Raw genomic sequence first — 22,287 nt, forward strand, 5'->3', positions numbered from 1 at the left:
GGTGGAGCAGTACCGCAACGGCGAATTGGTCTTCGACGTCATCGACCGCGGCCCGGCCGACGGGCCGGTGGTGATCCTTCTGCACGGCTTCCCGCAGACCAACGCGTCCTGGGCGCCGGTGATGGACCGGCTGGTCGCCGCCGGATACCGGTGCGTGGCACCGAATCTGCGCGGCTACTCCCCGGGCGCACGGCCCAAGGGCCGCCGCCACTACCGGGCCTCGCTGCTGGCCGGCGACGTGGTCGCGCTCATCGACGCCCTCGGTGTGGACACCGTGCACCTGGTCGGCCACGACTGGGGCGCATTGGTCGCCTGGGCGGTCGGCGCCGAAGCACCGCAGCGGCTGGCCAGCCTGACGGCCGTCTCGGTGCCGCACCCGGCGGCCTTCCTGTCGGCGGTGCTGACCAGCCGCCAGGCCCTGGCCTCGACCTACATGGGGGTGTTCCAGCTACCGGTGTTGCCCGAGCGCTACCTGCTCGGCAAGAACCGGGACGGGGCGCCGCTGGCCGCTGCCCTGGTGTCCGCCGGCCAGAGCCGCGCCGCCGCGGAACGCGACGCGGCCTCGATGACCGAACCCGGTCGGTTGACGGCCGCGCTGAACTACTACCGGGCGCTTCCGCTGACCGACCCGCGGGCGGCCCGCAGCCCGATCACCGCGCCGACCCTCTACATCTGGAGCGAGGACGACGTGGCGCTGAAGGAGAAAGGCGCCCGGCTCTGCGGCCGCTACGTCGACGGGCCGTACCGCTACGAGCGGATGCCCGGCTCCCACTGGCTTCCCGACGAATGCCCGGACACCATCGCCGATCTGCTGATCGACTGGTTCGGGTCGCATCCCGTGTCGCGTTGAGCGTCCACGGGGCCCCGCGTCGCATACCCTGATCCGGTGAAACCCCGTCGCGGCGCCGCCGCACTGTGCTGTGCGGTCCTGCTCGGCGGACTCGCCGGCTGCTCCGGCGACGCGCAACCCCCGGTCGCGGAGGCACCGGCGCCGCCGACCCCGGCCGGCCTGGCCGCCAAGGTCACCATCGACGGGATGAAGAGGCACCTGCAGGCGCTGGCCGACATCGCCACCGCCAACAAGGGCAACCGCGCCGACGGCACGCCCGGCTTCACCGCCAGCGTGGACTATGTGGTGAAAACCCTGCGGGACCGCGGATTCACCGTCGACACACCGGAAGTCAGCCGGTTGAACATCCTCGACCCCGGCCAGCCCGCGGTGACGGTGGCCGGCCGGGTCTTCCAGGTCGACCAGGCTTCGCAACTGCTGCCCACCCCCGCCGGGGACGTCAACGCCGCCGTCGTGCAACCGGTCAAACCCGCCGGCTGCGCGGCCGCCGACTACCGCCCCGGACCGAAGGGCCGCGTTGCGGTCACCGACGACACCGGTTGCGCGGTCGGCGTCAAGGCCCGGGCCGCCGCCGACAGCGGGGCCGCCGCGCTGCTGGTGGTCAGCGACGGCGGACGCAACGGCAGCCCCGCCGGACTGTTCAGCCGTGGCTACTACAACGATCTGCCGATCCCGGTGGGGGTGATCGGCAGCGACGGCGGCGCCGCGATGCGCCGCAGCACCGGTCCGGTCCGGGTCCGTCTGGACTCCAAGGCCGTCAAGATCACATCCCGAAACATCCTGGCGCAGACCACAACCGGCTCACCAGACAACATCGTCATGGCGGGCGCCCACCTGGACAGCGTGTCGGCGGGCCCGGGGATCAACGACAACGGATCCGGCGTGGCCGCGGTGCTGGAGACCGCGCTGGCGCTGGGCCCGGATCCGTCGGTGCACAACGCCGTCCGGTTTGCCTTCTGGGGTGGGGAGGAGCAGGGTCTCAACGGATCACTGGATTACCTGTTCGCCCTCGACCGCGATCAGCTCAACGCCATTGCGCTGTACCTGAATTTCGACATGCTGGCCTCGCCGAACGCCGGGTTCTTCACCCTCGACGGCGACCTGTCCGGACCCGCGGCCGCCAATCCCGATCCCGACGAGGTGCCGATCGGGTCGGCGGGGGTGGAACGCACCTTGGCCGGCTATCTCAACCTGGCCGGAAAGCGGCCCGCCGACCTGGGTTTGACGCAACGGTCGGACTTCCGCGGGTTCATGACGGCCGGGGTGCCGGTGGGCGGCATCACCACCGGCGCCGCCGACATCAAGACCAACACCCAGGCCCGGTTGTGGGGCGGTAAGGCCGGCGTCGCCTTCGACCCGAACTACCACACCGCCCGCGACACCCTGGCCGCGATCAATGCCGACGCGCTGGCCGTCGCCGGCCCGGGCGTCGCGTTCGCCGTCGCCACCTACGCCGACTCCATCGACGGCGTCAACGGGGTCCCGGGCCGCGACAAACGGCACCGCGCGGTATTCGGCGTGAGCTGAGCGGTCAGAGCAACGGGATCCCGCGCTTGGCCCGTCGGCGCACCTCGAACAGGTACAGGTAGCTCCCGGCCTGCCGGATGAACTGAGGGATAAAGCGATTGGCGAACGCCACGGTCAGGAACAGGTGCTCGAAACACCATTGACGTCCCGGTGACCAGCGCAGGCCCAGCTGCTCGCGGAACACCGGGGCCAGAAACCCGGTGGTCAAAAACCGCAGCAGGGTGGACCAACCGGGCCGCAGCAGCGGGGTGATCATCTTCAGCCCGATCATGTCCAGCAGGTAATCGCGCACCGGCGGGTCGATGCGGACCCGCGCGCAGGCGGCGTTCCAGTAGTCGTCGAACTCCGCCCGGGTGGCCGGCCACTGGTCCTGCCTGACCTGCAGGGTGGTGCCGAGCGGGAACGCCGAACGGTAGAAACCCTCGACCTGCTCCGGTGCCAGCTCGCCGCGCAGCAGCTGGTAGCAGTCCTCCAGGCCGACGAAAATGCAGGCCGCCACCCATAATTGGAGGTCACGGTCGAACGCGTTGTAGGAAACCGGACTGTCCGGCCCGGAGCGCACGTCGCGGTGGGCGACGTTGACCGCGGCCCGGTAGGCCGCGCGGTCCGCATCGGATCCCAGCAGTGCGACGGCGATATAGGTGGCGGTGGTGCGGGCCCGCTTCCATGGGTGGCGCATCAACTGGCCGGACTCGACCGGGCTCTCCAGTACCCCGTAGCCGACGCCGGGACGGGCCAACTGCATGACGACGTTCGCCGCCGCCGCGCCCGATGACCAGAAGTCCAGCCCGTCGCCGAGGACGGCCGGGTGGTTGGCCCACCGCGCGGTGCGCCGCCGGATGCTGATCCGCGTCTGCGTATCGGTGAGCGGGGTGTTCATACCGGACACGCGTTGCCCAGCAACAGCACCGGCCAGGCCAGCACGCTCGCGATGACCGACAGCATCAGCCGCCCACCGTGCAGGTCGGCCAGCCGGTCGGTGTGGGTGAGCACCCAGACCACCCCGATGAACAGGTACGGGGTCGCCAGCAGTGCAGCCAGCCCGATCAGTTCGGCGATGGTGAATTCATAGCGCAGCAGTTTGCGCACGATGTCCACGACCGCCTCCTCACCGCTTTGGCGTCATGCTAACGGCGCGGCGCTATCCACGGCGCCGAATGACGTTCCCGCCCAGGTAGGCCAGGTAGGCGACGACGCCGGCCAGGCCGACCTTGCGGGTGCGCGGGGCGATCAGCGCCAGTCCCAGCGCGGTCTCGATGCCGCCGTTGGTGTACACGTGCCGGCGGGTGTTCTCCGGGAACGCCGCGGTCGTCACCGGCTGGTAGATCCCGGGTTTGACGAAATGCGACACTCCCGCCGCGGCCATGGCGACACCGGCGTAGCCGAGCAGCGAGCGGGTTTTCTCTGACACAGTTTTCCTATCCGGTGTACTGGTAATCGGTCAGCGGGAACGTCTTCGCGTCGTGGAAAGCGTTGGCCGTCGATGTCGGGCGCAACAGGGTCGCCTCGCCCGCGTGGTTGAAATAGTAGGACCGCGAGGTGGAGCAATCGCCGGCGTTGAACACCGTGTCCTGTAATTTCCGGGTCATCGTATCGAGGAATTCGTCGTTGGCCCGTTCGGACACTTCGACCGTCGTCGCACCGCGGCGCTGGGCTTCGCCGAGCACCCGCTGCATGTGGATCATTTCGCACTCGATGGTGGTGAAGTAGGACAGGCCACTGTAGGAGTACGGGCCGGCCAGGTTGAACAGGTTCGGGAACATCGGCACCGAGATCCCCTGGTAGGCCTGGAACCGGTTGTCGCGCCACCACTTTCCGAGGTTGCGTCCCTCGCGCCCGATGATCTCGATGGCCGGGAAGTTGGCATCCCACAGATCGAATCCGGTGGCCAGCACCAGGGTGTCGATCTCGACGTGCGCACCGTCGACGGTGTCGATGCCGTCGGCGGTGATCTGTTCGATGCCGGCGGCCTGCAGCGACACATTCGGCTTGTTGAAGGTGCGGTAGTACTCGTTGGAGTAGGTCGGGCGCTTACAACCGAAGTCGTAGTCCGGCGCCAGCGCGGCGCGGGTGCGCCGATCGCGGACGCTGGTGCTGCGGAACAGGTTCGCCAGGGTGGCCACCCCGCGGTTGAGCGGGTTTAGCTGACGGAAGTGCAGCACCCCGGCGATCATGATGACCTCGTAGATGGCGTCGGTGACGCCGCGGACTGCCCGCTGGGCCAGCGGGATCCGGCCGAACAGCCGGCGCACCGGTGCGGGGATGGCGAAGTCGATCTTCGGTACCACCCAGATGGGGGTGCGCTGGAACACGGTCAGCTCGGCGACGGATTTCGCGAGTTCGGGGATGAGCTGCACCGCGGTGGCTCCGGTGCCGATGATCGCCACCTTGCGGCCGGTGAAATCGAGGTCGTCGTCCCACGCGGTGGTGTGCACGATGGTGCCGGCGAACTCGGTGATGCCGGGGATGTCGGGGGTGTGCGGCTGGGACAGGAAGCCGGTCGCGGCGATCAGGTAGCGCGGGGTGAGCGTCTGCCCGTCGGCGGTGCTGACCCGCCAGCGCTGCAGCTCCTCGTCCCACTGGGCGCTCTCCACGCTGACCCCGAACCGCATGTATCCGCGGATGTCGTAGGTGTCGGCGACGTGTTCGGCGTAGCGCTTGAGCTCGGCGCCCGGGGCGAACAGCCGCGACCAGTCCGGATTGGGTTCGAAGGAGTAGCTGTAGGTGGTGCTGGGGATGTCGACGGCCAGACCGGGGTAGTGGTTGACGTGCCAGGTGCCGCCCAGGTCGTCCTCGCGCTCCAGGATGACCAGGTCGTTGATGCCGATCCGCTTGAGCGCGATGGCGGCGCCGATGCCACCGAATCCCGCTCCGATGATGACGGCCTCGGGTGAGTTCTGCATACCCAAACGGTACCGCAGGTATTGGGTACTGGGGTGAGGCGGCGAGACTCGGTGGAGAGGGCGGCTGAGCCGGCGGAGCCGAGGTGAATCCGGTACCGCCGTGGCAACCCGACCATGCCGGTCAGGCCATCGGGCAGCGCTGCGGTTCCTCGGAATCATGTCCGCTGTAGTTGGTCATCGGCACCCTGTTCTCCTTCGCCAAGTGCCGGCCCAACTGCACCGCCGCCAGTGATGTGGTGTCGCCGAGCCTGCAGACGGCTCGCCTGCGCACCGACTTGCCGGGCAACCGGTCGGTCGCGGCCCGGGTCCGCACGTTGGCGCGCAGCGCGACCTCGAAGAGCGACTTCCATGGCTGTAGTCGGACGTCCGCATAGCTGGTGTTGCGGGTCAGCTCCCGCACCAGGACATCGCCGCTGAACGTGGCCACCGCGCCGAGCGTCGGCACGGTGACGGCGCGGACCAGCGTCCCGCGCTTTCCGCGGGCGCCGGCGATGTTGTCCGCCGCGGCCCGCGCCATCTGCTCGGTCCATGCTGTGGGGCCGCCCGCGTGTCCGGTTGAGTAGTCCGACATCGCCAGTGCTTCGGTCAGATCCAGCGTCAACAACTCCGGGGCCACCCCGAGCACGTAGTTGATGTAGGTCCAGTAGTGCAGGACATCGGTCATCTGCCGCTCCGTCTTGCGGCGGCCGTAGTGGTCGTCGAGGAGCATCGGCAGCAACCCGATGGTGATGCCCGCGGTCGCGGTCAGCGCGGTCGAGATGGGGTTGCCGTGCTCGGCGTAGCGGTCCCGGCTCCACGACCGGCTCAGCCGGGCACGGACCTGGGCGTGCATCAGCCGCACCCTGGTGGTGGTGGTGAAACCTTTGCCGAACCGCCGCATTCCGCCCGGCTTGGACACTTCCAGGAAGAACTCGAAGGTCTCCAGGTTCCGGCGGTACGGGTCGCGGACCAGGCGACCCGTTTCGCCCACCGCGGTGGAGACCTCGGCGCCCACGAACGTTCCCATCAGGTCCAGCACCGCCATCCCGGACCTGCTCAGGTAGCTGCAGTCGCACCACAGTTGGCGTCCCCGCTCGAAGGCCTTCGGGTCGAACCAGGCGGGCCGGGCGTCCAGTCCCTCGGCGAACAGCCGGGTCAGCGCCGCGGGCGGATTCTCGACGGTATCGATGCCGTGGTCGAGCGCCTGGGTGAACATCAACCGGGCCGGGCCGTTGCCGATGGTTCGGGCCTCGGCCACCCAGGCGTCCATGAGTTCGTCGCCCTGCCACTCGTGATCGGCGAGCAGCCGAACGATCGGCAGCTCGTGTGGATTCTCCAGATGTGCCAGCCGCGGACGGTAGAGCCGGTCCCGGTTGTAGTCCCAGATCGACGCCTCGACGAGACGCGGTGGCGGCGGCCGCAGCGGCGTGTCCGCGCGCCAGTAGTAGTTGTAGGGGTGTCCGGCGGCGGTATCGGGGAGCGCGCGTTTGGCCACGTCGATCAACTCCATCCTGAAATCAATTCTGGATGTACAGTCCACCAAAAACGGCAGATTGACAAGAGGGAGATTTCTGGCCGCCTCAAAGCGCGGACCAGACCGGCATTGATACGGATTCGGGGGCGCTCGGCGTTGGAGGTCTATCTGGATGTTGATGCATCCATCATGGAGGCGGGTGATAATCGTTCGGTGGCCAGGCGCGGGTACGACGGCGTGACGGCGGCGCAGCGAAGCGCCGACCGTCGCGCCCGGCTGCTGCAAGCCACTCTGGAGTTGGTCGGCGATCGCGGTTACCGCGCCCTGACGGTGGCCGCATTGCGCCGATCGACCGGGCTCAACGATCGCTACTTCTACGAGCACTTTCGGACCTGCGACGACATATTCGACGCGCTGATCGACGAACTCGCCGGCCAGACCATGGCGGCCATGACCGCCGCGGTGGCCGCCGCGGACGGCGAGGACCTGCGCTCTGTCGTCCGCGCGACACTGGCCGCCTGCATCGAGACGCTGACCGCCGACCAGCGAAAGGCCCGGGTGGTGTTCATCGAGGCGCCCGCGCACGACGAGGGGGGCCGCCGTCGTCATATCCGGGACATGTTCATCGCGTTGATGCGGGCACACGCCGAGAACATCGGAGCGCCCGAGCTGGGCGAGCGCATGCAGTTCCTCGGCGTCCACTTCTTCGGTGCGCTGATGGAGACCACCACCTCGTGGATCGCCGGCCAGCTGCGGATGACCCGAGACGAACTCGTCGAACTGAACACCGACCTGCTGCTCGCCGCCTTCGACCACGCGCGGACGACCTGGCCGGTCAGGGCCGACTGAGCAGCCCCAGAGCGGCGTCGACGGCCAGCACCGGCACGTCCGGCAGGGGGGCGTCGCGCGGGCCGGAACGGGGGCGCTTGGGCACCAGGTCGTGGCGCGCCCCGGCGATTTCGACGATCCGCGTCGGTGCATCCACCAGGGCGGCCGCGGCGCGCAGTTCCTCGATGCTGCCGAACGGGTCCGACGATCCCTGGGTGAACACCGTCGGCACCGCGATGGCGGGCAGGTGCTCGGTGCGCAGCCGCTGCGGCTTGCCCGGCGGGTGCAGGGGATAGGACGTCAGCGCCAGCACGTCGAGGTCGGCACCGTCGGCGGCGACCAGCGAGGTCATCCGGCCGCCGTAGGAGTGCCCACCGGCGATCACCGGACCGTCGGTCAGGGTGTGGGCGGCGGCGACGGCCTCGGCCACCCCGGCCGCATCGGCGGTCGCCGACCCCGACGGCGGGCCCTTCGGGCGGCGACGCCGATACGGCAGGTTGTAGCGGATGGCCAGCCAGCCGCGGGCCGCCCACTCGTCACACAGGGCGACCAGCAGCGCACCGTCCCGGTTGCCGCCGGCGCCGTGTGTCAGCATCACCAGACCTCTCGGCGTGGAGTCGGGGATGTGCGCGACGCCGTCGATCTGTTCGGCCACCCGGGCGACGGTCACGGTGCCTGCAGCCGGAACAAGGCGTTGACCGGGCCGTGGCCGTGGCCCAGCGGGTAGGCCGCGCGCAGGCATTCGGTCACCCAGCCCTTGGCGAACCCGATGGCGTCGGGAACCGAATAACCGTGCGCCAGAGCGCAGGTGGTGGCCGCGGCTAGGGTGTCCCCGGCGCCGTGGTCGTGACCGGTATCGATCCGGGGCGTGGAGTACTGGTGGAACTCCCGGCCGTTGTAGAGCAGGTCCGGGCTCTCGGTGGCCCCGCGCAGGTGCCCGCCCTTGACCAGCACCCACTTCGGTCCCAGGGCGTGCAGCGCCTGGGCGGCGCGGTGTTGCGAGTCCTCGTCGATGACGTCGATGTCCACCAGCAGGCGGACCTCGTCGAGGTTCGGGGTGATCAGGGTGGCCAGCGGAAACAGCGTGTTGCGCAGGGAATCCAGCGCGCTGTGGTGCAGCAGCGGATCGCCGTGCATGGAGGCGCACACCGGGTCGACCACCAGCGGCGTGTCTTCCAGGCCCTCGGCGCGCCAGGTCGCGGCCACCGTCTCGATGATCTCCGCCGAGGCCAGCATCCCGGTCTTGGCCGCCGCGATGCCGATGTCGGAGGTCACCGCCTCGATCTGGCCGGCGATGATGTCCAGCGGTATCTCGTGAAAAGCCTTGACCCCCACCGAGTTCTGCACCGTGACGGCGACGACGGCGACGCAGCCGTGCACCCCGAGCATGGCGAAGGTGCGCAAGTCGGCCTGAATGCCGGCGCCGCCACCGGAATCCGAGCCGGCGATGGTCATCACCCGCACCGGGGTCGATCCGGGCGGGGTCAGCGGCAACAGGTTCACGGTGCCCATCCTGGCAGAGCGGCTACGGGCTGACCGTCTCGATCGGCAGATAGACCTGGTTGCCGTGCTCGGCGAACTCGACGGATTTGGCGGCCATCCCGGCGGCGATCAGCTCGGTGTCGACCTGCTCGACGATGTGTTGCCCGTCGCCGTAAGCATCGCGGATATCTTGCGTGATGCGCATAGAGCAGAACTTTGGGCCGCACATCGAGCAGAAGTGCGCGGTCTTGGCCGGCTCGGCGGGCAGCGTCTCGTCGTGGAAGGACCGCGCGGTGTCCGGGTCCAGCGACAGCGCGAACTGGTCGTGCCAACGAAACTCGAAGCGGGCCCGGCTCAGTGCGTCGTCGCGGGCCTGGGCGTGCGGATGTCCCTTGGCCAGATCGCCGGCGTGCGCGGCGATCTTGTAGGCGATCACGCCGTCCTTGACGTCCTTGCGGTCCGGCAGGCCCAGGTGCTCCTTGGGGGTGACGTAGCAGAGCATGGCGGTGCCGGCCGAGGCGATGATCGCCGCGCCGATCGCCGAGGTGATGTGGTCATAGCCCGGTGCGATATCGGTGGTCAGCGGGCCGAGGGTGTAGAACGGCGCCTCCTCGCACAGTTCTTCCTCCAGCCGCACGTTCTCCACGATCTTGTGCATCGGGACGTGGCCGGGTCCCTCGATCATCACCTGCACGCCAGCCGATTTCGCGATCGCGGTGAGCTCGCCTAGGGTGCGCAGCTCGGCGAACTGGGCGGCGTCGTTGGCATCGGCGATGGAGCCCGGGCGCAGCCCGTCGCCCAGGGAGAAGGTGACGTCGTAGCGGGCCAGGATCTCGCAGAGTTCCTCGAAGTGGGTGTAGAGGAACGATTCGGTGTGGTGCGCCAGGCACCAGGCCGCCATGATCGACCCGCCGCGGCTGACGATGCCGGTGACCCGGGTGGCGGTCAGCGGGATGTAGCGCAGCAGCACCCCGGCGTGCACGGTCATGTAGTCCACGCCCTGCTCGCACTGCTCGATCACGGTGTCGCGGTAGAGCTCCCAGGTCAACGCGGTGGCGTCGCCGTTGGTCTTCTCCAGCGCCTGGTAGATCGGTACGGTGCCGACGGGGACCGGGGAGTTGCGCAGGATCCACTCGCGGGTCTGGTGAATGTCGCGGCCGGTGGACAGGTCCATGATGGTGTCCGAACCCCAGCGGGTGGCCCACACCATCTTGTCGACCTCCTCGGCGATCGAGGAGGTGACCGCCGAGTTGCCGATGTTGGCGTTGACCTTCACCGCGAACGCCTTGCCGATGATCATCGGTTCGGCCTCGGGATGATTGTGGTTGGCCGGGATGACCGCGCGCCCGCGGGCCACCTCGTCGCGTACCAGTTCGGGTGAAACACCTTCGCGCACAGCGATATAGGCCATCTCGGCGGTGATCTCGCCGGCCCGTGCCCGCTGCAGCTGGGTGCCGCGGTCGGCCACGATGCCCGGGCGGTGCGCCAGTCCGCGGTCCAGGTCGATGACGGCGTCGGTATCGGTGTACGGGCCGGAGGTGTCGTAGAGGTCCAGGTGCTCGCCGTTTGACAGGTGCACCCGGCGGAACGGGACCCGCATCCCGTCGACGTCGCGGTAGACCTTGGTGGAGCCGGCGATCGGCCCGGTGGTGATCGGCGTGGCGGGTTCGGCCAGCGGTGCAGTTCCGCGAGCGCGAGGCCCGACGCCATTGGATCCGGTGCCAATTGTGGGGTCGACAGAAATACTCATCTCACATCCTCTTCCTACGCCGGCATGACCCGGTCAGGTTCGTACGGTCGACGGCCGCAGCCGTCCTCTCAGCGCCTTCGGTTGGCGCTCCCGTGGGTACCTGGTCAATGTATCCGATACTCGACGGCCGGGTGCGGGGAGTGCGGTTCCGGTCAGCGGGACGGGCGCTGGCGCCGGCTCGTCGTTGCCCGCATTCTGGACGGGACGCACTGGCCGGCGCCGTGCCCGCCGTCGATCCGAGGGGAACTGATCATGGAGAAGCTGCCGAAGTTCGTCGCCGCGTCGGTGCTGGCGGCCGCGATCCCGGCCGGCGTGGTGGCGGCCGCGGGGCCGGCCTGGGCGGACGGGATGGGCGTGACCTGGTCCCAGACGTTCGGCTCGGTCACCGCCCATATCGCCGCGGCGCCGCCGGTGAGCGCGCCGCAGCGCTGGTGCACCTACACGGCCACGCCGAGCACTACGCGCATCCCGATCTCGGTGCCGTTCCTGTTCGACCCGCGAATGACCTACGACCTGGCCCTGCCCGGCATCCCGTCGCCGGGTGCGACTACCAGCTGGGACGTGGAGATCACCTGTGACAACTCCGTTGACGGGGGGAACTTCGGTTACGTGGGCGGTACGTACTACTGACCGACTCGGCTACACAGTGGGCGCATAGGTCCGCACAGCGGATGCATAGCGGTAGGGCATTGCTCAGGGGTTATTTGTATAGCTAACATATGTATTGTGTCGCGTGCTGACAGCGCGACGAATGCATAGACCTGAAGCGAACCGAATGCCGAGACCCAAGATGACCGATACCGCGACCGCCCCGGACCCCGCCCTGACGGCGACGGCCGAGCGGCGTCGCCGTATCGACCACGACCACCCGCACTACAAGTGGATCGTGCTGTCCAACACCACGCTGGGCACCCTGCTGGCCACCGTCAACGCGTCCATCGTGTTGATCTCCCTGCCGGCCATCTTCCGCGGCATCGGGCTCAACCCGCTGGAGGCCGGCAACGTCAGCTACCTGCTGTGGATGCTGATGGGCTACCTGGTGGTGACGGCCGTGCTGGTGGTGCCCTTCGGCCGCCTCGGCGACATGTTCGGCCGGGTGCGCATCTACAACCTCGGCTTCGTGGTGTTCACCCTGGCGGCCGTCGCGCTGTCCTTCGACCCGTTCCAACTCGGTGGCGGCGCGGTCTGGCTGATCGCCTGGCGGGTGATTCAGGGCTTCGGCGGCGCGATGCTGATGGCGTCGTCCTCGGCGATCCTGACCGACGCCTTCCCGGCCAACCAGCGCGGCATGGCGCTGGGCATCAACATGGTCGCCGCGGTGGCGGGGTCCTTCCTGGGCCTGCTCATCGGCGGTGCGCTGTCGGAATGGCACTGGAAGGCGATCTTCTGGGTGGGGGTGCCGATCGGCCTGATCGGCACCGTCTGGAGCTACCGCTCGCTGCGCGAACTCGGGTCGCGCACCCCCGGCCGGCTGGATTGGGCGGGCACCCTGACCTTCGGCATCGGCCTGACCGTCCTGCTCATCGGCATCACCTACGGCATCCAGCCCCACGGCGGCTCGCCGACCGGCTGGACCAACCCGGCGGTGCTCGGCGCCATCGGCACCGGCCTGGCGCTGCTGGTGGCGTTCTGCGCGGTGGAACTGCGCGTCGCACAGCCGATGGTCGACGTGCGGCTGTTCCGGTCGGCGGCCTTCGGGATGGGCAACCTGGCCGGCCTGATGTCCTCGATGGGACGCGGCGGCCTGCAGTTCATGCTGATCATCTGGCTGCAGGGCATCTGGTTGCCACTGCACGGCTACAGCTTCGAATCCACCCCGCTGTGGTCGGCGATCTACATGCTGCCGATCACCGCCGGGTTCCTGGTCGCCGGACCGCTGGCCGGGTCGCTGTCGGACCGCTTCGGGGCCCGGCCGTTCACCGTCGGCGGCATGGTGCTGATGGCCGGGTCGTTCCTGGCGCTGCTGGCCATCCCGGTCAACTTCGACTACCCGGTGTTCGCCGTGCTGATCTTCCTCAACGGTTTCGGCGGCGGCATCTTCACCGCGCCCAACACCGCGGCCATCATGTCCAGCGTCCCGGCCGACCAGCGGGGCGCGGCCTCCGGTGTGCGCGCGACGTTCTTCAACGCCGGATCGTCGCTGTCGATCGGCATCTTCTTCTCGCTGATGATCATCGGTCTGGCCGGCACGCTGCCGTCGGCGCTGTCCGACGGCCTGCAGGCCCAGGGGGTTTCCGCCGGCGTCGCCCAGGATGTGGCGAATCTGCCGCCGGTCGGCAGCCTGTTCGCGGCCTTCCTCGGCTACAACCCGATCGCCGAACTGCTGGCCCCCTTCGGGGCGCTGCAGCAGCCCGGGGTCAACGCCGAGGTTCTCACCGGCCACACGTTCTTCCCCGAGCTGATCACCGCGCCGTTCCACGCCGGTCTGGAGGTGGTGTTCGGCGCCGCCGCGGTGATGATGGTGATCGGGGCGATCGCGTCGATGTTCAGCCCCGGACGCTACGGCGAGGGCGCGAAGGCGGATAACCTGGCCTGATGCCGCCCCGGGTGCTGATCACCGTCGTCGCCTCCTGGCTGTCCATGGTGGCTTCGATCTGGCTGGCCTGCTTCGCCGGATTCGCGGTGCTGGTGTTCGGGTTCGCCGCCACCCTGCAGATCGGGTTCTCCGCGGATTTCCCGGACGAACAGATCACCGCGGTGGGCCCGCTGCTGGCGGCGGCCGCGACCGCGGTGTCGTCCCTGGTTGCGGCGGTGCTGTTCGGCATCGGGGCCTATTTGCTGTCGAAGCACTCCGGGCGGGCGACGGTGCTGACCGCCGCCGGACTGGCGATGGGCGCCAGCGCCGCGGCGCTGTACTGGTTCATCGCCGGGCTGGGTCCCGAACACGACTGGGTGACCCTGGCGTTCGGGATCGTCGTACCCGTGCTGTTTCCGCTCGCGACGCTGGTGGGCGCTCTGTTGCCGCAGACCCGCGCGTGGTGCGCGACGCGACCGGCGCCGCCGGTCGGTCCCGGCCTCCCCACGGCTTCGCCGTCGGGTCCGTATCGCTGAGCCCAAAACTGGTGCCGGCTCGCCCACTCGGCGGGGAGGACAATTGGGTGCGACGACCGCGTTGGCGGGGAGTACGACGGCGGAGACGGAGAGGAACCCGAGATGACCGCACCTGGGCCGTATCCGCCGCAGTCCTACGGCTATCCCCAGGGCTATTACCCGAACCCGGCCGGCCCGTATCCCTACGCCTATCCCGCCGCGCCCGCGAGTGTGCCCGCTCCGCAGCCCCGCAACCGGACCCGCGCGATCGGGATCGCGGCGGCGGTGGCCGTCGTCGTCGCCGTGGTGGGAGCCGTTGTGTGGTTCGTGCTGCCCAAGAGCGCGCCCCCGGAGTCGGCGACGGCGACGGAGCCGACGGTCACCAGCACGCCCGCCGATGCCGGCCAGACGGTGCTCCCGTTCGCCGGGCTGGACGGCGCCGGCGAGGTGTCGGTCACCAAGAGCGGCACCGTCTATGTCGTCGACTATCTCGGTGGCCGGGTGTTGTCGCTGGCGCCGGGCGCCGACATTCAGCAGGAACTGCCGTTCTCCGGCTTGTCGCGCCCCGGCCAGATCGTCGTCTCACCGGCCGGTGAGGTCGCCGTCGCCGACATGGGGAACAACCGGATCGTCGGGCTGACCCCGGGCTCCACCGAGCAGCGGGTGGGACCGTTCTCCGGGCTGAGCCGGCCCGCCGGACTGGCTCTGGATGCGGCGGGCACGCTGTATGTCGCCGACAGTGAACACAACCGCGTGGTGTCTCTGGCGCGCGGTGCCGCCACCCAGACCGAACTGCCGCTGACCGGACTGTCGCTGCCCTGGGCGCTGGCTGTCGACGGCTCGGGCGCCCTGTACGTGCTGGACAACGGCAACAACCGGGTGGTGACCCTGGCCGCCGGCTCTTCCAGCCAGCAGGTGCTGCCGTTCACCGGTCTCAACGACCCGGCCAGCATCGCCGTCGGACCGACCGGCACCGTGTACGTCGCCGACAACGGCAATAACCGGGTGGTCGCGCTGGACAAGGGTTCGAGCACCCAGCGCGTGCTGCCGCTGCACGGGCTGAACAAGCCCAGCGGCCTTGCCGTGGACACCAAGAACGCGGTCTACGTCGCCGACTACGGCAACAACCGCGTCCTCAAAATCGACGACGCTCACACCTGATGTCGACGGGGCGCCCGGCGGCAGGCAGGATCGACGCATGACCGCGCCCGATCAGCTGCTGCTGGGCCAGCGGGTGGCCGCCCTCACCGGCCGTATCCTGCGTCCCGACGAGCTGTACGCGCTGACGGTGCGCGCCCGGAACCTCAACGCACACCTCAGTGACGCCACGCTGATCGCGCTGGTCGCCGATACGCCTGCTTCCCAGCCGATTCCGCCGCCGGCGTATGTGCAACCGCCGCCGGTGTATCCGCCGCCCCAGCCGGTGTACCCGCCGCCGCCGACGACATCCGGGCCGGCCTACAGCTATCCGGCTCCGTCTATTCCGCCGGTTGCCGAACCCACCGGCTGGGTGCCACCGTCACCCCCGGTCAGCTACGGTATCCCGGTCAATATCGGCGCGCTGGAAGGTAATTCGACCGTCCCCGGCTACGGTGCGCCCGGTTACCCGCAGCAGGCCGGTCGCCGGACCATGTGGTGGACCATCGGCATCGTCGTGGTGGTGGTGATCGCGGTCCTCGGCGTCGTCGTCGGCACCCTGCTGCCCACGGACAGCGACACCATGCGGGCCGACGGCCGCGCCACCGGGGCCACATCGTCGGCGACCGTGCGCACCGGGTTGCCGAACCCCGACGAATTGACCCAGAGCACACTGAGTTTCACCGCCAACCCGTGGAGCGTGGCGGTCGGTCCCGACGGCAGCGTCTACGTGGCCGACGCCAGCGACGACCGGGTGCTGGGACTGGAAGCCGGCGCTACCAAACAGCGGGTGCTGCCGTTCACCGGGCTGGAGAGTCCCCGGGCCGTCGCCGTGGATACCGCCGGCACCGTCTACGTCACCGATTTCATGAAGGACCACGTCCTCGCGCTGGACAAGGGCGCGAGTTCGCCGCGGACGCTGCCGTTCACCGGGCTCAAGGGGCCCGAGGGTCTGGCGATCGACGCCGATGGCACCGTCTACGTTGGCGACTGGCACCTGGGGGAGGCGCAGGTGCTGGCGCTCGACCCCGGGTCCACCACGGCGCGCACGCTGCCGTTCACCGGGCTCAAGGATCCGGCGGCCATCGCGGTCGACTTCGCCGGAACCGTGTACGTCGCCGACGCCGACAACGACCGGATCGTCGCGCTGGACAGGGATTCCCAGTCGCAACGCACCATGCCGTTCACCGGGCTGAACCGGCCCAAGGGTGTCGCCGTGGACTCCGCGGGCAACCTCTACGTCGGCGACGAGGACAACCGCCGGGTGCTCGCCCTCGAGCGTGACGGGCACACCCCGCAGACCCTGCCGTTCACCGGCCTCGGCGGTCCGTGGGGTGTCGCCGTCGACGCCGAGGGCAGCATCTACGTCGCCGACGCCGGCCAGGTCCTCAAGCTCACCCGGCGATAGCGGCCTGCAGCCAGAAGAAGGCCTCCGACCCGTAGTAGACCACGGCGAGACCAGCCCCGAAGGCCCGCTCGATCTCCGCCTCGCGGTAGTGGCCAGGCCCTATTGCACAAGTGGCTGGTGTTGTTTGCGCGGCGTTGGTGTGCGGTCGGGGGTGCGTCGGGCCGGTTCTGGGGCGTCGCGAGTGCGGTGAGCGTGGTTTAGGGCGCCGGCAGTGCGCTCAGCCGTGGTTTCCGGATCGGCAGTGCGGTGAGCTCGCTCGGAAACCCCGATTCGGGCGAAAACGCCACGCCCAGTGCACTCCCGAGGCGAAGAACGTCGCCCAGTGCACTCCCGGCCCACTGGGCGCACGCGAACGGGTGAGTCGCACTCACTCCAGGTCGACGACGACGGGGGCGTGGTCGCTGGGGGCGGTGGTGCCCTTGCGCGGCCGGCGCTCGTCCTTGACGATTTCGGCCGCGGCGACCCGCGACGCCAGTGCCGGTGAGCCGAGGATGAAGTCGATCCGCATACCGCGGCGCTTCTGGAACGCCAGCTGGGTGTAGTCCCAGTAGGTGTAGACACCGGGCCCGGGGGTGAACGGCCGCACGACGTCGGCGAACCCGGCGTCGTTGAAGGCCTCGAACGCCGCGCGCTCGGGCGGTGACACATGGGTCTTGCCGACAAAGGCGGAGATGTCCCACACGTCGTCGTCGCGCGGCACGATGTTCCAGTCGCCGACCAGGGCAATCGGCTGCTCGGGGTCCTGGGCAAGCCAGCCCGAGGCGGTATCGCGCAGCGCGGCAAGCCATTCCAGCTTGTATTCCAAATGCGGATCATCGAGGGAGCGGCCGTTGGGCACGTACAGGCTCCACACCCTCACCCCGTTGCAGGTCGCACCCAGCGCCCGGGCCTCGGCCTCCGGTGCCGCGCCGTCCTTGCCGAAGCCGGGCTGCCCGTCGAACCCGATGCTTACCTCATCCAGCCCGACCCGGGAGGCGATGGCCACCCCGTTCCACTGGTTGTAGCCGACGTGCGCGATCTCGTAGCCCAGCGCCTCGAAGGCCAGCGCGGGGAACTGCGCGTCGGTGCACTTGGTCTCCTGCATGGCCAGCACGTCCACGTCGGCGCGCGCCAGCCAGTCGGTGACCCGCTCGACGCGGGTGCGGATCGAGTTGACGTTCCAGGTCGCCAGTCGCATGAGCTAAATCGTAGGCAGCAGCACCGACGGCGCCACGAACCGGTAGCCGTGGTGCAGCCGGAAACCCGCCGACCCGGCGAACGCGACGGCAACCGGATCGTCGGCCGGCACCGCCAGATAGGCCCGCGTCACCCCGTCCGCGGTCACCTCGGTCAGCTGCACGCCGTCGGGTAGTGCGCCCTCGCGCGACTCGCCTTCGAATACCAGCATGGCCTCGCCGCCGTCGACGCGGACCGGCAGCGTGCGGTCCGGCAGCAGCAGCCGCACCGGCTCGCCGAAGCGGTCGAACCACCGCAGAACCTCCGGCAAGCCCGCGACCGTCGCCGAAACATCCAGCGGCGCAGCGTAATTCCCGCGCACCGCATCGCCGTGGCGGACCAGCCAGCCGGCCGCCGTGTCCTGCTCGAGGGCCGGCGTGGCCGCCGCGATCGCCCGATGCAGCTCCCGGATCTCGGAGGTCCGGACGGCGCGATGCGGCACCTCGCGCAGTGCGACGACGTCGCCGCGTTCGATGGACAACAGCTCACCGCCGCGGGTGCGCAGCAGAATCCTCGGTGTGAGCGCCTCCAGCCACCCGATTGCCTCGCTGAAGGGCGGCTCGGCTCCGTCGGGCAGCCGGTAGCGCACGCTGACCCGGGCGCCGACGGCCGGCATCAGTGCCCGAACGGGTCGGGGACCTCGCCGGGCATCCACGACAACCCGGGAACCCCCCAGCCGTTGCGCTTGATGGTCTTCTTCGCCGCGCGGGCGTTGCGGCCGATCAGCATGTCGACGTACAGGAACCCGTCGAGGTGGCCGGTCTCGTGCTGCAGCATTCGGGCGAACAGTCCGGTGCCCTCCAGCGTGACCGGGTTGCCGTCGGCGTCCAGGCCGGTCACCCGCGCCCAGTCGGCGCGGCCGGTCGGGAACGATTCGCCGGGCACCGACAGGCAGCCCTCGTCGTCGTGATCCGGGTCCGGCATCGTCTCGGGGAGCTCCGAGGTCTCCAGCACCGGGTTGATCACCACGCCGCGGCGGCGGGTGGCCGCACCGCGGTCGTCGGCGCAGTCGTAGACGAACAGCCGCAACCCGACCCCGATCTGGTTGGCGGCCAGCCCGACGCCGTGCGCGGCGTCCATGGTCTCGTACATGTCGGCGATCAGGGCGGGTAGATCGTCGGGCAGGCTGCCGTCGGCGCCCACTGCGACCGGTTGGGTCGGCTGGTGCAGAACGGGCTCGCCGGTGATGACGATGGGTCTGATGGCCATGGCCGGAAGTTTAGGACAGCCGCCGAAGATGCCCGGACGCTGGATCGACGGCGACGCGCGGGCCTGGGTGGCCGTACCGGCGGTCGCGGCGTGGTTCAATATCTGGCGAACTACAGCCTTGGCATTCGGTGAGGGCGGAAGGGCTCGGGTGAGATGAGGGACGGCGCGATGTCGAGTGCTGAACTCCTGCAGGACGACGCCGAACCCGCCGACGGGCTGACCCGACGCGAACACGACATCCTGGCCTTCGAACGGCAGTGGTGGAAGTACGCCGGGGCCAAGGAAGACGCCATCAAGGACCTGTTCTCCATGTCGGCCACTCGCTACTACCAGGTGCTGAACGCCCTGGTGGACCGGCCCGAGGCACTCGCTGCCGACCCGATGCTGGTGAAGCGGCTGCGCCGGGTCCGGGCCAGCCGGCAGAAGGCCAAGGCGGCCCGCCGGCTGGGTTTCGAACCGAACTGAGCCCCGCCGTGGGATTCCCGGATTCGACGGCCGCACCGATACAGTGGGCCCGATGAACGAGCGCGTCCCGGATTCTTCCGGCCTCCCGTTGCGGGCCATGGTGATGGTGTTGTTGTTTCTCGGCGCGGTCTTCCTGCTGGTCGCCATCCAGTCGATGTCCTCCGGCGACGACTCCGACGGCAAGGCCGCCGGGAGCTCCACCAGCGCCGCCGCCTCGGCCACCAGCTCCACCACCACGAGCGCCGAGGCGCCCGCGCCCCAGGTCGCGGTGAAGGTCTACAACATCTCGCAGACCGAGGGGGCGGCCGCCCGCGTCGCCGAACAGCTACGGGCCGCGCACTGGGAGATCCCCGACGAGAACGTCGGCAACCTCACGCTGACCGACATTCCGGAGACCACGGTGTTCTACGGGCCGGAAGAGGGCCAGGAGGACGCGGCGAAGAAGATCGCCGAGACGCTGAACGCGCACGTCGCCGAACGGACCCCGGAAATCGCCGAACAGGTTCCGCAAGAACCACCCAGTGTGGTTGTGATCGTCACCGGATAGGCTCTGCACCATGGTCAAGCCCGCCCGCCCTCAGCTGCTGGGGAAATCAGCAGCCGCCATCCTGTTCGCCGTGCCCGTCGTGCTGCTGAGCGCCTGCTCGCCGCCCGGACAGGAGCCCACCGACCACACCCCGTCGCCGGGCGCCACCCCGCCGATCTGGACCGGCACTTCCGGGGCGCCGACCAGCCAGGCCCACACCGGCACCGGGCAGTCGCCGGCGGCCAACGAGCAGACCGTTACCCTCAAGAACGCCGAGGGCGCCGACGTGGCGACCGCGAAATTCGCGTTCAACAGCGGCTACGTCCAGATCACCGTCGAGGCCCAGCCCGGCAGTGGCCTGGCGCCCGGATTCCACGGCCTGCACATCCACTCCGTGGGCAAGTGCGAAGCCAACTCGAAGGCCCCCGACGGCACCGGTGAGCCGGGAGCGTTCCTGTCCGCCGGTGGACACTTCCAGGCCCCCGGACACACCGGATCCCACAGCAGCGGTGACTTGACCTCGCTCAACGTCCGGGCCGACGGCTCGGCGCTGCTGGTCACCACCACCGACGCCGTCACCCAGGACGAGATCTCCGGCGGCAAGACCGCGCTGATCATCCACGAGGGCGCGGACAACTTCGCCAACATCCCGACGCGCTACCAGGCCGAGGGCGTCCCCGGCCCCGACGCGAAGACCAAGGCCACCGGCGACGCCGGCAACCGGGTCGCCTGCGGTGTCATCGGCGCACCCTAGCGCCGAGCGGATCGAGTTCGCCGGGTCACCCCGGCCGACCGTCGGCGTCGAGTGGGAGTTCGCGCTGGTCGACGCCGTCACCCGTGATCTGTCCAACGAGGCGGCCGCGGTGATCGCCGAACTCGGCGAGAACCCGCGCGTGCACAAGGAGATGCTGCGCAACACCATCGAGATCGTGACCGGGATCTGCGAGAACTCGGGCGAGGCGATGGCGGATCTGGGCTCCACCCTGCACACCGTGCGCGACGCGGTGCACGCCCGCGGGATGGAACTGTTCTGCGCGGGCACGCACCCGTTCGCCCGCTGGTCGGCTCAGGAGCTGACCGAGGGGCACCGTTACGCGGAGCTGATCAACCGCACCCAGTGGTGGGGCCGGCAGATGCTGATCTGGGGTGTGCACGTGCACGTCGGGGTGTCCAGCGCGCACAAGGTGATGCCGATCATCTCGTCGCTGCTGAACTACTACCCGCACCTGCTGGCGCTGTCGGCGTCCTCGCCCTGGTGGGAGGGCACCGACACCGGCTACGCCAGCAACCGGGCGATGATGTTCCAGCAGTTGCCGACGGCCGGACTGCCATTCCAGTTCCAGACCTGGGCCGAGTGGGAGGGCTTCGTTGCCGACCAGAAGAAGACCGGCATCATCGACCACATCAACGAGATCCGGTGGGACATCCGGCCGTCGCCGCACCTGGGCACCGTCGAGGTCCGCATCTTCGACGGGGTGTCCAACATCCGCGAGCTGTCCGCGCTGGTGGCGCTGACACACTGCCTGATCGTCGACCTGGACCGTCGCCTGGACGCCGGTGAGGAACTGCCCACCATGCCGCCGTGGCACGTACAGGAGAACAAGTGGCGCGCGGCCCGCTACGGCCTGGACGCGGTGATCATCCTCGACGCCGACTCCAACGAACGCCTGGTCACCGAGGACCTCTACGACCTGCTGACCCGGATGGAGCCGGTCGCGGCGACGCTGGGGTGCAGTGACGAGCTGGCCGCCGTCGCCGACATCCCCCGCCTCGGTGCGTCCTACCAGCGCCAGCGCCGCGTCTCCGAGGAGCACGAGGGTGACCTGCGGGCCGTCGTGGACGCGCTGATCGGCGAATTGGACGTCTAGATGCCGGCCACGCCGATGTTCCCGCTGCAGACGGTGCTGCTGCCGGGGGAGTCGCTGCCGCTACGGGTGTTCGAGCCGCGGTATTCGGCGATGGTCGCCGACTGCCTGTCCGGTGACGATCCGGCCTTCGGGGTGGTGCTGATCGCCCGCGGCCGGGAGGTCGGCGGCGGCGACGTGCGCCACGACGTCGGCGCGCTGGCCCGCATCACCAGCCACGTCGCCCAGGGCAACGGTCGCTATCAGCTCAGATGCGTTGCCCAGCAACGATTCCGGGTGACTGAATGGCTGCCCGACGACCCCTACCCGCGGGCGGAGATCCAGCCCTGGCCCGACGAGCCCGGCGAGGTGGTGCCCACCGCCATGCTGGAGCTGGAGGATGAGATCTGGGCGCTGCTGCAACTGATCGCCGGCGCCCGCGGCATCCGGCTGCGCGACCGCAGCGAGGTGTTCGCCGGGCTGCCCGAGCACGACGGGCACCGGCTGTTCGGGCTGGCCGCCCGGGTGCCGATGGGGCCGGCGGACAAGTACGACGTGCTCACCGCACCCGGGCCGCAGCAGCGACTGGCCGTCCTGCGCGAGGCCGTCGAAACCGTCACCGCCATGGTCCGGTTTCAGCTGCCCGAGGGACAGTGACCC

At 69.5% G+C, this 22,287-nt stretch carries 23 protein-coding genes, 1 pseudogene and 1 riboswitch; of the genes and pseudogenes, 13 read left to right on the plus strand and 11 right to left on the minus strand.

The window, feature by feature from the left end; translation table 11 throughout:
* The first annotated feature begins 1 nt into the window (after nt 1).
* Together G6N16_RS04995 and G6N16_RS05000 are read left to right on the plus strand one after the other, a co-directional pair.
* Nucleotides 2-850 (plus strand): alpha/beta fold hydrolase, encoded by an 849-nt coding sequence (locus tag G6N16_RS04995; protein ID WP_083030042.1) that lies wholly within the window; start codon nt 2-4, stop codon nt 848-850.
* A gap of 36 nt (nt 851-886) precedes the next feature.
* Nucleotides 887-2,377 (plus strand): M28 family peptidase, encoded by a 1,491-nt coding sequence (locus G6N16_RS05000; protein ID WP_083030041.1) that lies wholly within the window; start codon nt 887-889, stop codon nt 2,375-2,377.
* A gap of 4 nt (nt 2,378-2,381) precedes the next feature.
* Here G6N16_RS05000 and G6N16_RS05005 read toward each other — a convergent pair whose 3' ends face one another.
* The 5 genes from G6N16_RS05005 to G6N16_RS05025 form a co-directional block, all read right to left on the minus strand.
* Nucleotides 2,382-3,257: an oxygenase MpaB family protein gene (locus tag G6N16_RS05005; protein WP_083030040.1), complete on the minus strand. Its 876-nt coding sequence runs from the start codon at nt 3,255-3,257 to the stop codon at nt 2,382-2,384.
* Nucleotides 3,254-3,475, minus strand: a complete 222-nt coding sequence (locus G6N16_RS05010) for a hypothetical protein (RefSeq protein ID WP_083030039.1) — start codon at nt 3,473-3,475, stop codon at nt 3,254-3,256. Before G6N16_RS05010 ends, G6N16_RS05005 begins: the two co-directional genes overlap by 4 nt.
* Before the next feature lie 43 nt (nt 3,476-3,518).
* On the minus strand, nt 3,519-3,788 hold the full coding sequence (locus G6N16_RS05015; protein WP_407663617.1) for a DoxX-related protein: 270 nt from the start codon (nt 3,786-3,788) through the stop codon (nt 3,519-3,521).
* A 7-nt stretch (nt 3,789-3,795) separates the two neighbouring features.
* Nucleotides 3,796-5,280, minus strand: a complete 1,485-nt coding sequence (locus G6N16_RS05020) for a flavin-containing monooxygenase (protein WP_083030038.1) — start codon at nt 5,278-5,280, stop codon at nt 3,796-3,798.
* Between the two features lie 121 nt (nt 5,281-5,401).
* Nucleotides 5,402-6,769, minus strand: a complete 1,368-nt coding sequence (locus tag G6N16_RS05025) for an oxygenase MpaB family protein (protein ID WP_083030037.1) — start codon at nt 6,767-6,769, stop codon at nt 5,402-5,404.
* Between the two features lie 177 nt (nt 6,770-6,946).
* Between G6N16_RS05025 and G6N16_RS05030 the strand changes: the two genes are divergently transcribed.
* Complete coding sequence (locus G6N16_RS05030; protein ID WP_163787777.1) at nt 6,947-7,582, plus strand: TetR/AcrR family transcriptional regulator; 636 nt, start codon at nt 6,947-6,949, stop codon at nt 7,580-7,582.
* Here G6N16_RS05030 and G6N16_RS05035 read toward each other — a convergent pair.
* The 3 genes from G6N16_RS05035 to thiC form a co-directional block, all read right to left on the minus strand.
* Entirely contained in the window at nt 7,569-8,156 is a 588-nt protein-coding gene (locus tag G6N16_RS05035; RefSeq protein ID WP_234805777.1) for an alpha/beta hydrolase family protein, read from the minus strand. The two genes, G6N16_RS05030 and G6N16_RS05035, sit on opposite strands and share 14 nt — an antisense overlap.
* A 71-nt stretch (nt 8,157-8,227) precedes the next feature.
* Nucleotides 8,228-9,064 (minus strand): bifunctional hydroxymethylpyrimidine kinase/phosphomethylpyrimidine kinase, encoded by an 837-nt coding sequence (gene thiD / locus G6N16_RS05040; protein WP_110810785.1) that lies wholly within the window; start codon nt 9,062-9,064, stop codon nt 8,228-8,230.
* A 22-nt stretch (nt 9,065-9,086) separates the two neighbouring features.
* Nucleotides 9,087-10,793, minus strand: coding sequence for a phosphomethylpyrimidine synthase ThiC (gene thiC, locus G6N16_RS05045; protein ID WP_083030035.1), 1,707 nt, complete (start codon nt 10,791-10,793; stop codon nt 9,087-9,089).
* Nucleotides 10,788-10,897, minus strand: a riboswitch (TPP riboswitch). Its footprint overlaps the gene before it by 6 nt.
* Before the next feature lie 148 nt (nt 10,898-11,045).
* Here thiC and G6N16_RS05050 point away from each other — a divergent pair.
* The 5 genes and pseudogenes from G6N16_RS05050 to G6N16_RS05070 all read left to right on the plus strand — a co-directional run bounded on the left by G6N16_RS05050 (nt 11,046) and on the right by G6N16_RS05070 (nt 16,368).
* Nucleotides 11,046-11,423, plus strand: coding sequence for a hypothetical protein (locus tag G6N16_RS05050; protein ID WP_083030034.1), 378 nt, complete (start codon nt 11,046-11,048; stop codon nt 11,421-11,423).
* A gap of 160 nt (nt 11,424-11,583) precedes the next feature.
* Entirely contained in the window at nt 11,584-13,329 is a 1,746-nt protein-coding gene (locus G6N16_RS05055) for an MFS transporter (RefSeq protein ID WP_083030033.1), read from the plus strand.
* Nucleotides 13,329-13,844 carry a hypothetical protein gene (locus G6N16_RS05060; protein WP_083030032.1) on the plus strand — a complete coding sequence of 172 codons (516 nt, stop codon included), beginning with the start codon at nt 13,329-13,331 and terminating at the stop codon, nt 13,842-13,844. The genes G6N16_RS05055 and G6N16_RS05060 overlap by 1 nt, the downstream gene beginning before the upstream one ends.
* A gap of 591 nt (nt 13,845-14,435) precedes the next feature.
* Nucleotides 14,436-14,969: pseudogene (locus tag G6N16_RS22180) on the plus strand (serine/threonine protein kinase); the annotation flags it as partial.
* Between the two features lie 52 nt (nt 14,970-15,021).
* Nucleotides 15,022-16,368 (plus strand): NHL repeat-containing protein, encoded by a 1,347-nt coding sequence (locus G6N16_RS05070; protein WP_083030030.1) that lies wholly within the window; start codon nt 15,022-15,024, stop codon nt 16,366-16,368.
* 367 nt (nt 16,369-16,735) lie between these two features.
* On the opposite strand, the gene G6N16_RS05075 is transcribed toward G6N16_RS05070, so the two are convergent.
* The 3 genes from G6N16_RS05075 to G6N16_RS05085 are packed head-to-tail and all read right to left on the minus strand — an operon-like array spanning nt 16,736 to nt 18,792.
* Nucleotides 16,736-17,545 (minus strand): exodeoxyribonuclease III, encoded by an 810-nt coding sequence (locus G6N16_RS05075; protein ID WP_083030029.1) that lies wholly within the window; start codon nt 17,543-17,545, stop codon nt 16,736-16,738.
* A gap of 3 nt (nt 17,546-17,548) precedes the next feature.
* On the minus strand, nt 17,549-18,199 hold the full coding sequence (locus G6N16_RS05080) for a GNAT family N-acetyltransferase, cg3035/Rv0428c family (protein ID WP_083030028.1): 651 nt from the start codon (nt 18,197-18,199) through the stop codon (nt 17,549-17,551).
* Nucleotides 18,199-18,792 (minus strand): peptide deformylase, encoded by a 594-nt coding sequence (locus G6N16_RS05085; protein ID WP_083030108.1) that lies wholly within the window; start codon nt 18,790-18,792, stop codon nt 18,199-18,201. Before G6N16_RS05085 ends, G6N16_RS05080 begins: the two co-directional genes overlap by 1 nt.
* Nucleotides 18,793-18,945: 153 nt before the next feature.
* Here G6N16_RS05085 and G6N16_RS05090 point away from each other — a divergent pair, with 153 nt between their 5' ends.
* The 5 genes from G6N16_RS05090 to G6N16_RS05110 are packed head-to-tail and all read left to right on the plus strand — an operon-like array spanning nt 18,946 to nt 22,284.
* Nucleotides 18,946-19,257 carry a nucleoid-associated protein NapA gene (locus tag G6N16_RS05090; protein ID WP_083030027.1) on the plus strand — a complete coding sequence of 104 codons (312 nt, stop codon included), beginning with the start codon at nt 18,946-18,948 and terminating at the stop codon, nt 19,255-19,257.
* 52 nt (nt 19,258-19,309) lie between these two features.
* Nucleotides 19,310-19,804 (plus strand): LytR C-terminal domain-containing protein, encoded by a 495-nt coding sequence (locus tag G6N16_RS05095; protein WP_083030026.1) that lies wholly within the window; start codon nt 19,310-19,312, stop codon nt 19,802-19,804.
* Between the two features lie 10 nt (nt 19,805-19,814).
* On the plus strand, nt 19,815-20,537 hold the full coding sequence (sodC, locus tag G6N16_RS05100; protein WP_083030025.1) for a superoxide dismutase[Cu-Zn]: 723 nt from the start codon (nt 19,815-19,817) through the stop codon (nt 20,535-20,537).
* On the plus strand, nt 20,518-21,651 hold the full coding sequence (locus G6N16_RS05105; protein ID WP_083030024.1) for a glutamate--cysteine ligase: 1,134 nt from the start codon (nt 20,518-20,520) through the stop codon (nt 21,649-21,651). The genes sodC and G6N16_RS05105 overlap by 20 nt, the downstream gene beginning before the upstream one ends.
* Nucleotides 21,652-22,284, plus strand: coding sequence for an LON peptidase substrate-binding domain-containing protein (locus G6N16_RS05110; RefSeq protein ID WP_083030023.1), 633 nt, complete (start codon nt 21,652-21,654; stop codon nt 22,282-22,284).
* Nucleotides 22,285-22,287: the final 3 nt, after the last annotated feature.

The sequence above is a fragment of the Mycolicibacterium insubricum genome, from assembly GCF_010731615.1.
In the GTDB taxonomy this organism is placed as follows: Bacteria; Actinomycetota; Actinomycetes; order Mycobacteriales; family Mycobacteriaceae; genus Mycobacterium; species Mycobacterium insubricum.

Excerpts from the sequence above, each read along its gene's own strand:
- G6N16_RS05005 (WP_083030040.1), bottom strand. The coding sequence starts at position 3,257 with ATGAACACCCCGCTCACCGATACGCAGACGCGGATCAGCATCCGGCGG.
- G6N16_RS05020 (WP_083030038.1), bottom strand. The coding sequence starts at position 5,280 with ATGCAGAACTCACCCGAGGCCGTCATCATCGGAGCGGGATTCGGTGGC.
- G6N16_RS05025 (WP_083030037.1), bottom strand. The coding sequence starts at position 6,769 with ATGGAGTTGATCGACGTGGCCAAACGCGCGCTCCCCGATACCGCCGCC.
- G6N16_RS05035 (WP_234805777.1), bottom strand. The coding sequence starts at position 8,156 with ATGCTGACACACGGCGCCGGCGGCAACCGGGACGGTGCGCTGCTGGTC.
- thiC (WP_083030035.1), bottom strand. The coding sequence starts at position 10,793 with ATGAGTATTTCTGTCGACCCCACAATTGGCACCGGATCCAATGGCGTC.
- G6N16_RS05050 (WP_083030034.1), top strand. The coding sequence starts at position 11,046 with ATGGAGAAGCTGCCGAAGTTCGTCGCCGCGTCGGTGCTGGCGGCCGCG.
- G6N16_RS05055 (WP_083030033.1), top strand. The coding sequence starts at position 11,584 with ATGACCGATACCGCGACCGCCCCGGACCCCGCCCTGACGGCGACGGCC.
- G6N16_RS05060 (WP_083030032.1), top strand. The coding sequence starts at position 13,329 with ATGCCGCCCCGGGTGCTGATCACCGTCGTCGCCTCCTGGCTGTCCATG.
- G6N16_RS05070 (WP_083030030.1), top strand. The coding sequence starts at position 15,022 with ATGACCGCGCCCGATCAGCTGCTGCTGGGCCAGCGGGTGGCCGCCCTC.
- G6N16_RS05075 (WP_083030029.1), bottom strand. The coding sequence starts at position 17,545 with ATGCGACTGGCGACCTGGAACGTCAACTCGATCCGCACCCGCGTCGAG.
- G6N16_RS05080 (WP_083030028.1), bottom strand. The coding sequence starts at position 18,199 with ATGCCGGCCGTCGGCGCCCGGGTCAGCGTGCGCTACCGGCTGCCCGAC.
- G6N16_RS05085 (WP_083030108.1), bottom strand. The coding sequence starts at position 18,792 with ATGGCCATCAGACCCATCGTCATCACCGGCGAGCCCGTTCTGCACCAG.
- G6N16_RS05090 (WP_083030027.1), top strand. The coding sequence starts at position 18,946 with ATGAGGGACGGCGCGATGTCGAGTGCTGAACTCCTGCAGGACGACGCC.
- G6N16_RS05095 (WP_083030026.1), top strand. The coding sequence starts at position 19,310 with ATGAACGAGCGCGTCCCGGATTCTTCCGGCCTCCCGTTGCGGGCCATG.
- sodC (WP_083030025.1), top strand. The coding sequence starts at position 19,815 with ATGGTCAAGCCCGCCCGCCCTCAGCTGCTGGGGAAATCAGCAGCCGCC.
- G6N16_RS05110 (WP_083030023.1), top strand. The coding sequence starts at position 21,652 with ATGCCGGCCACGCCGATGTTCCCGCTGCAGACGGTGCTGCTGCCGGGG.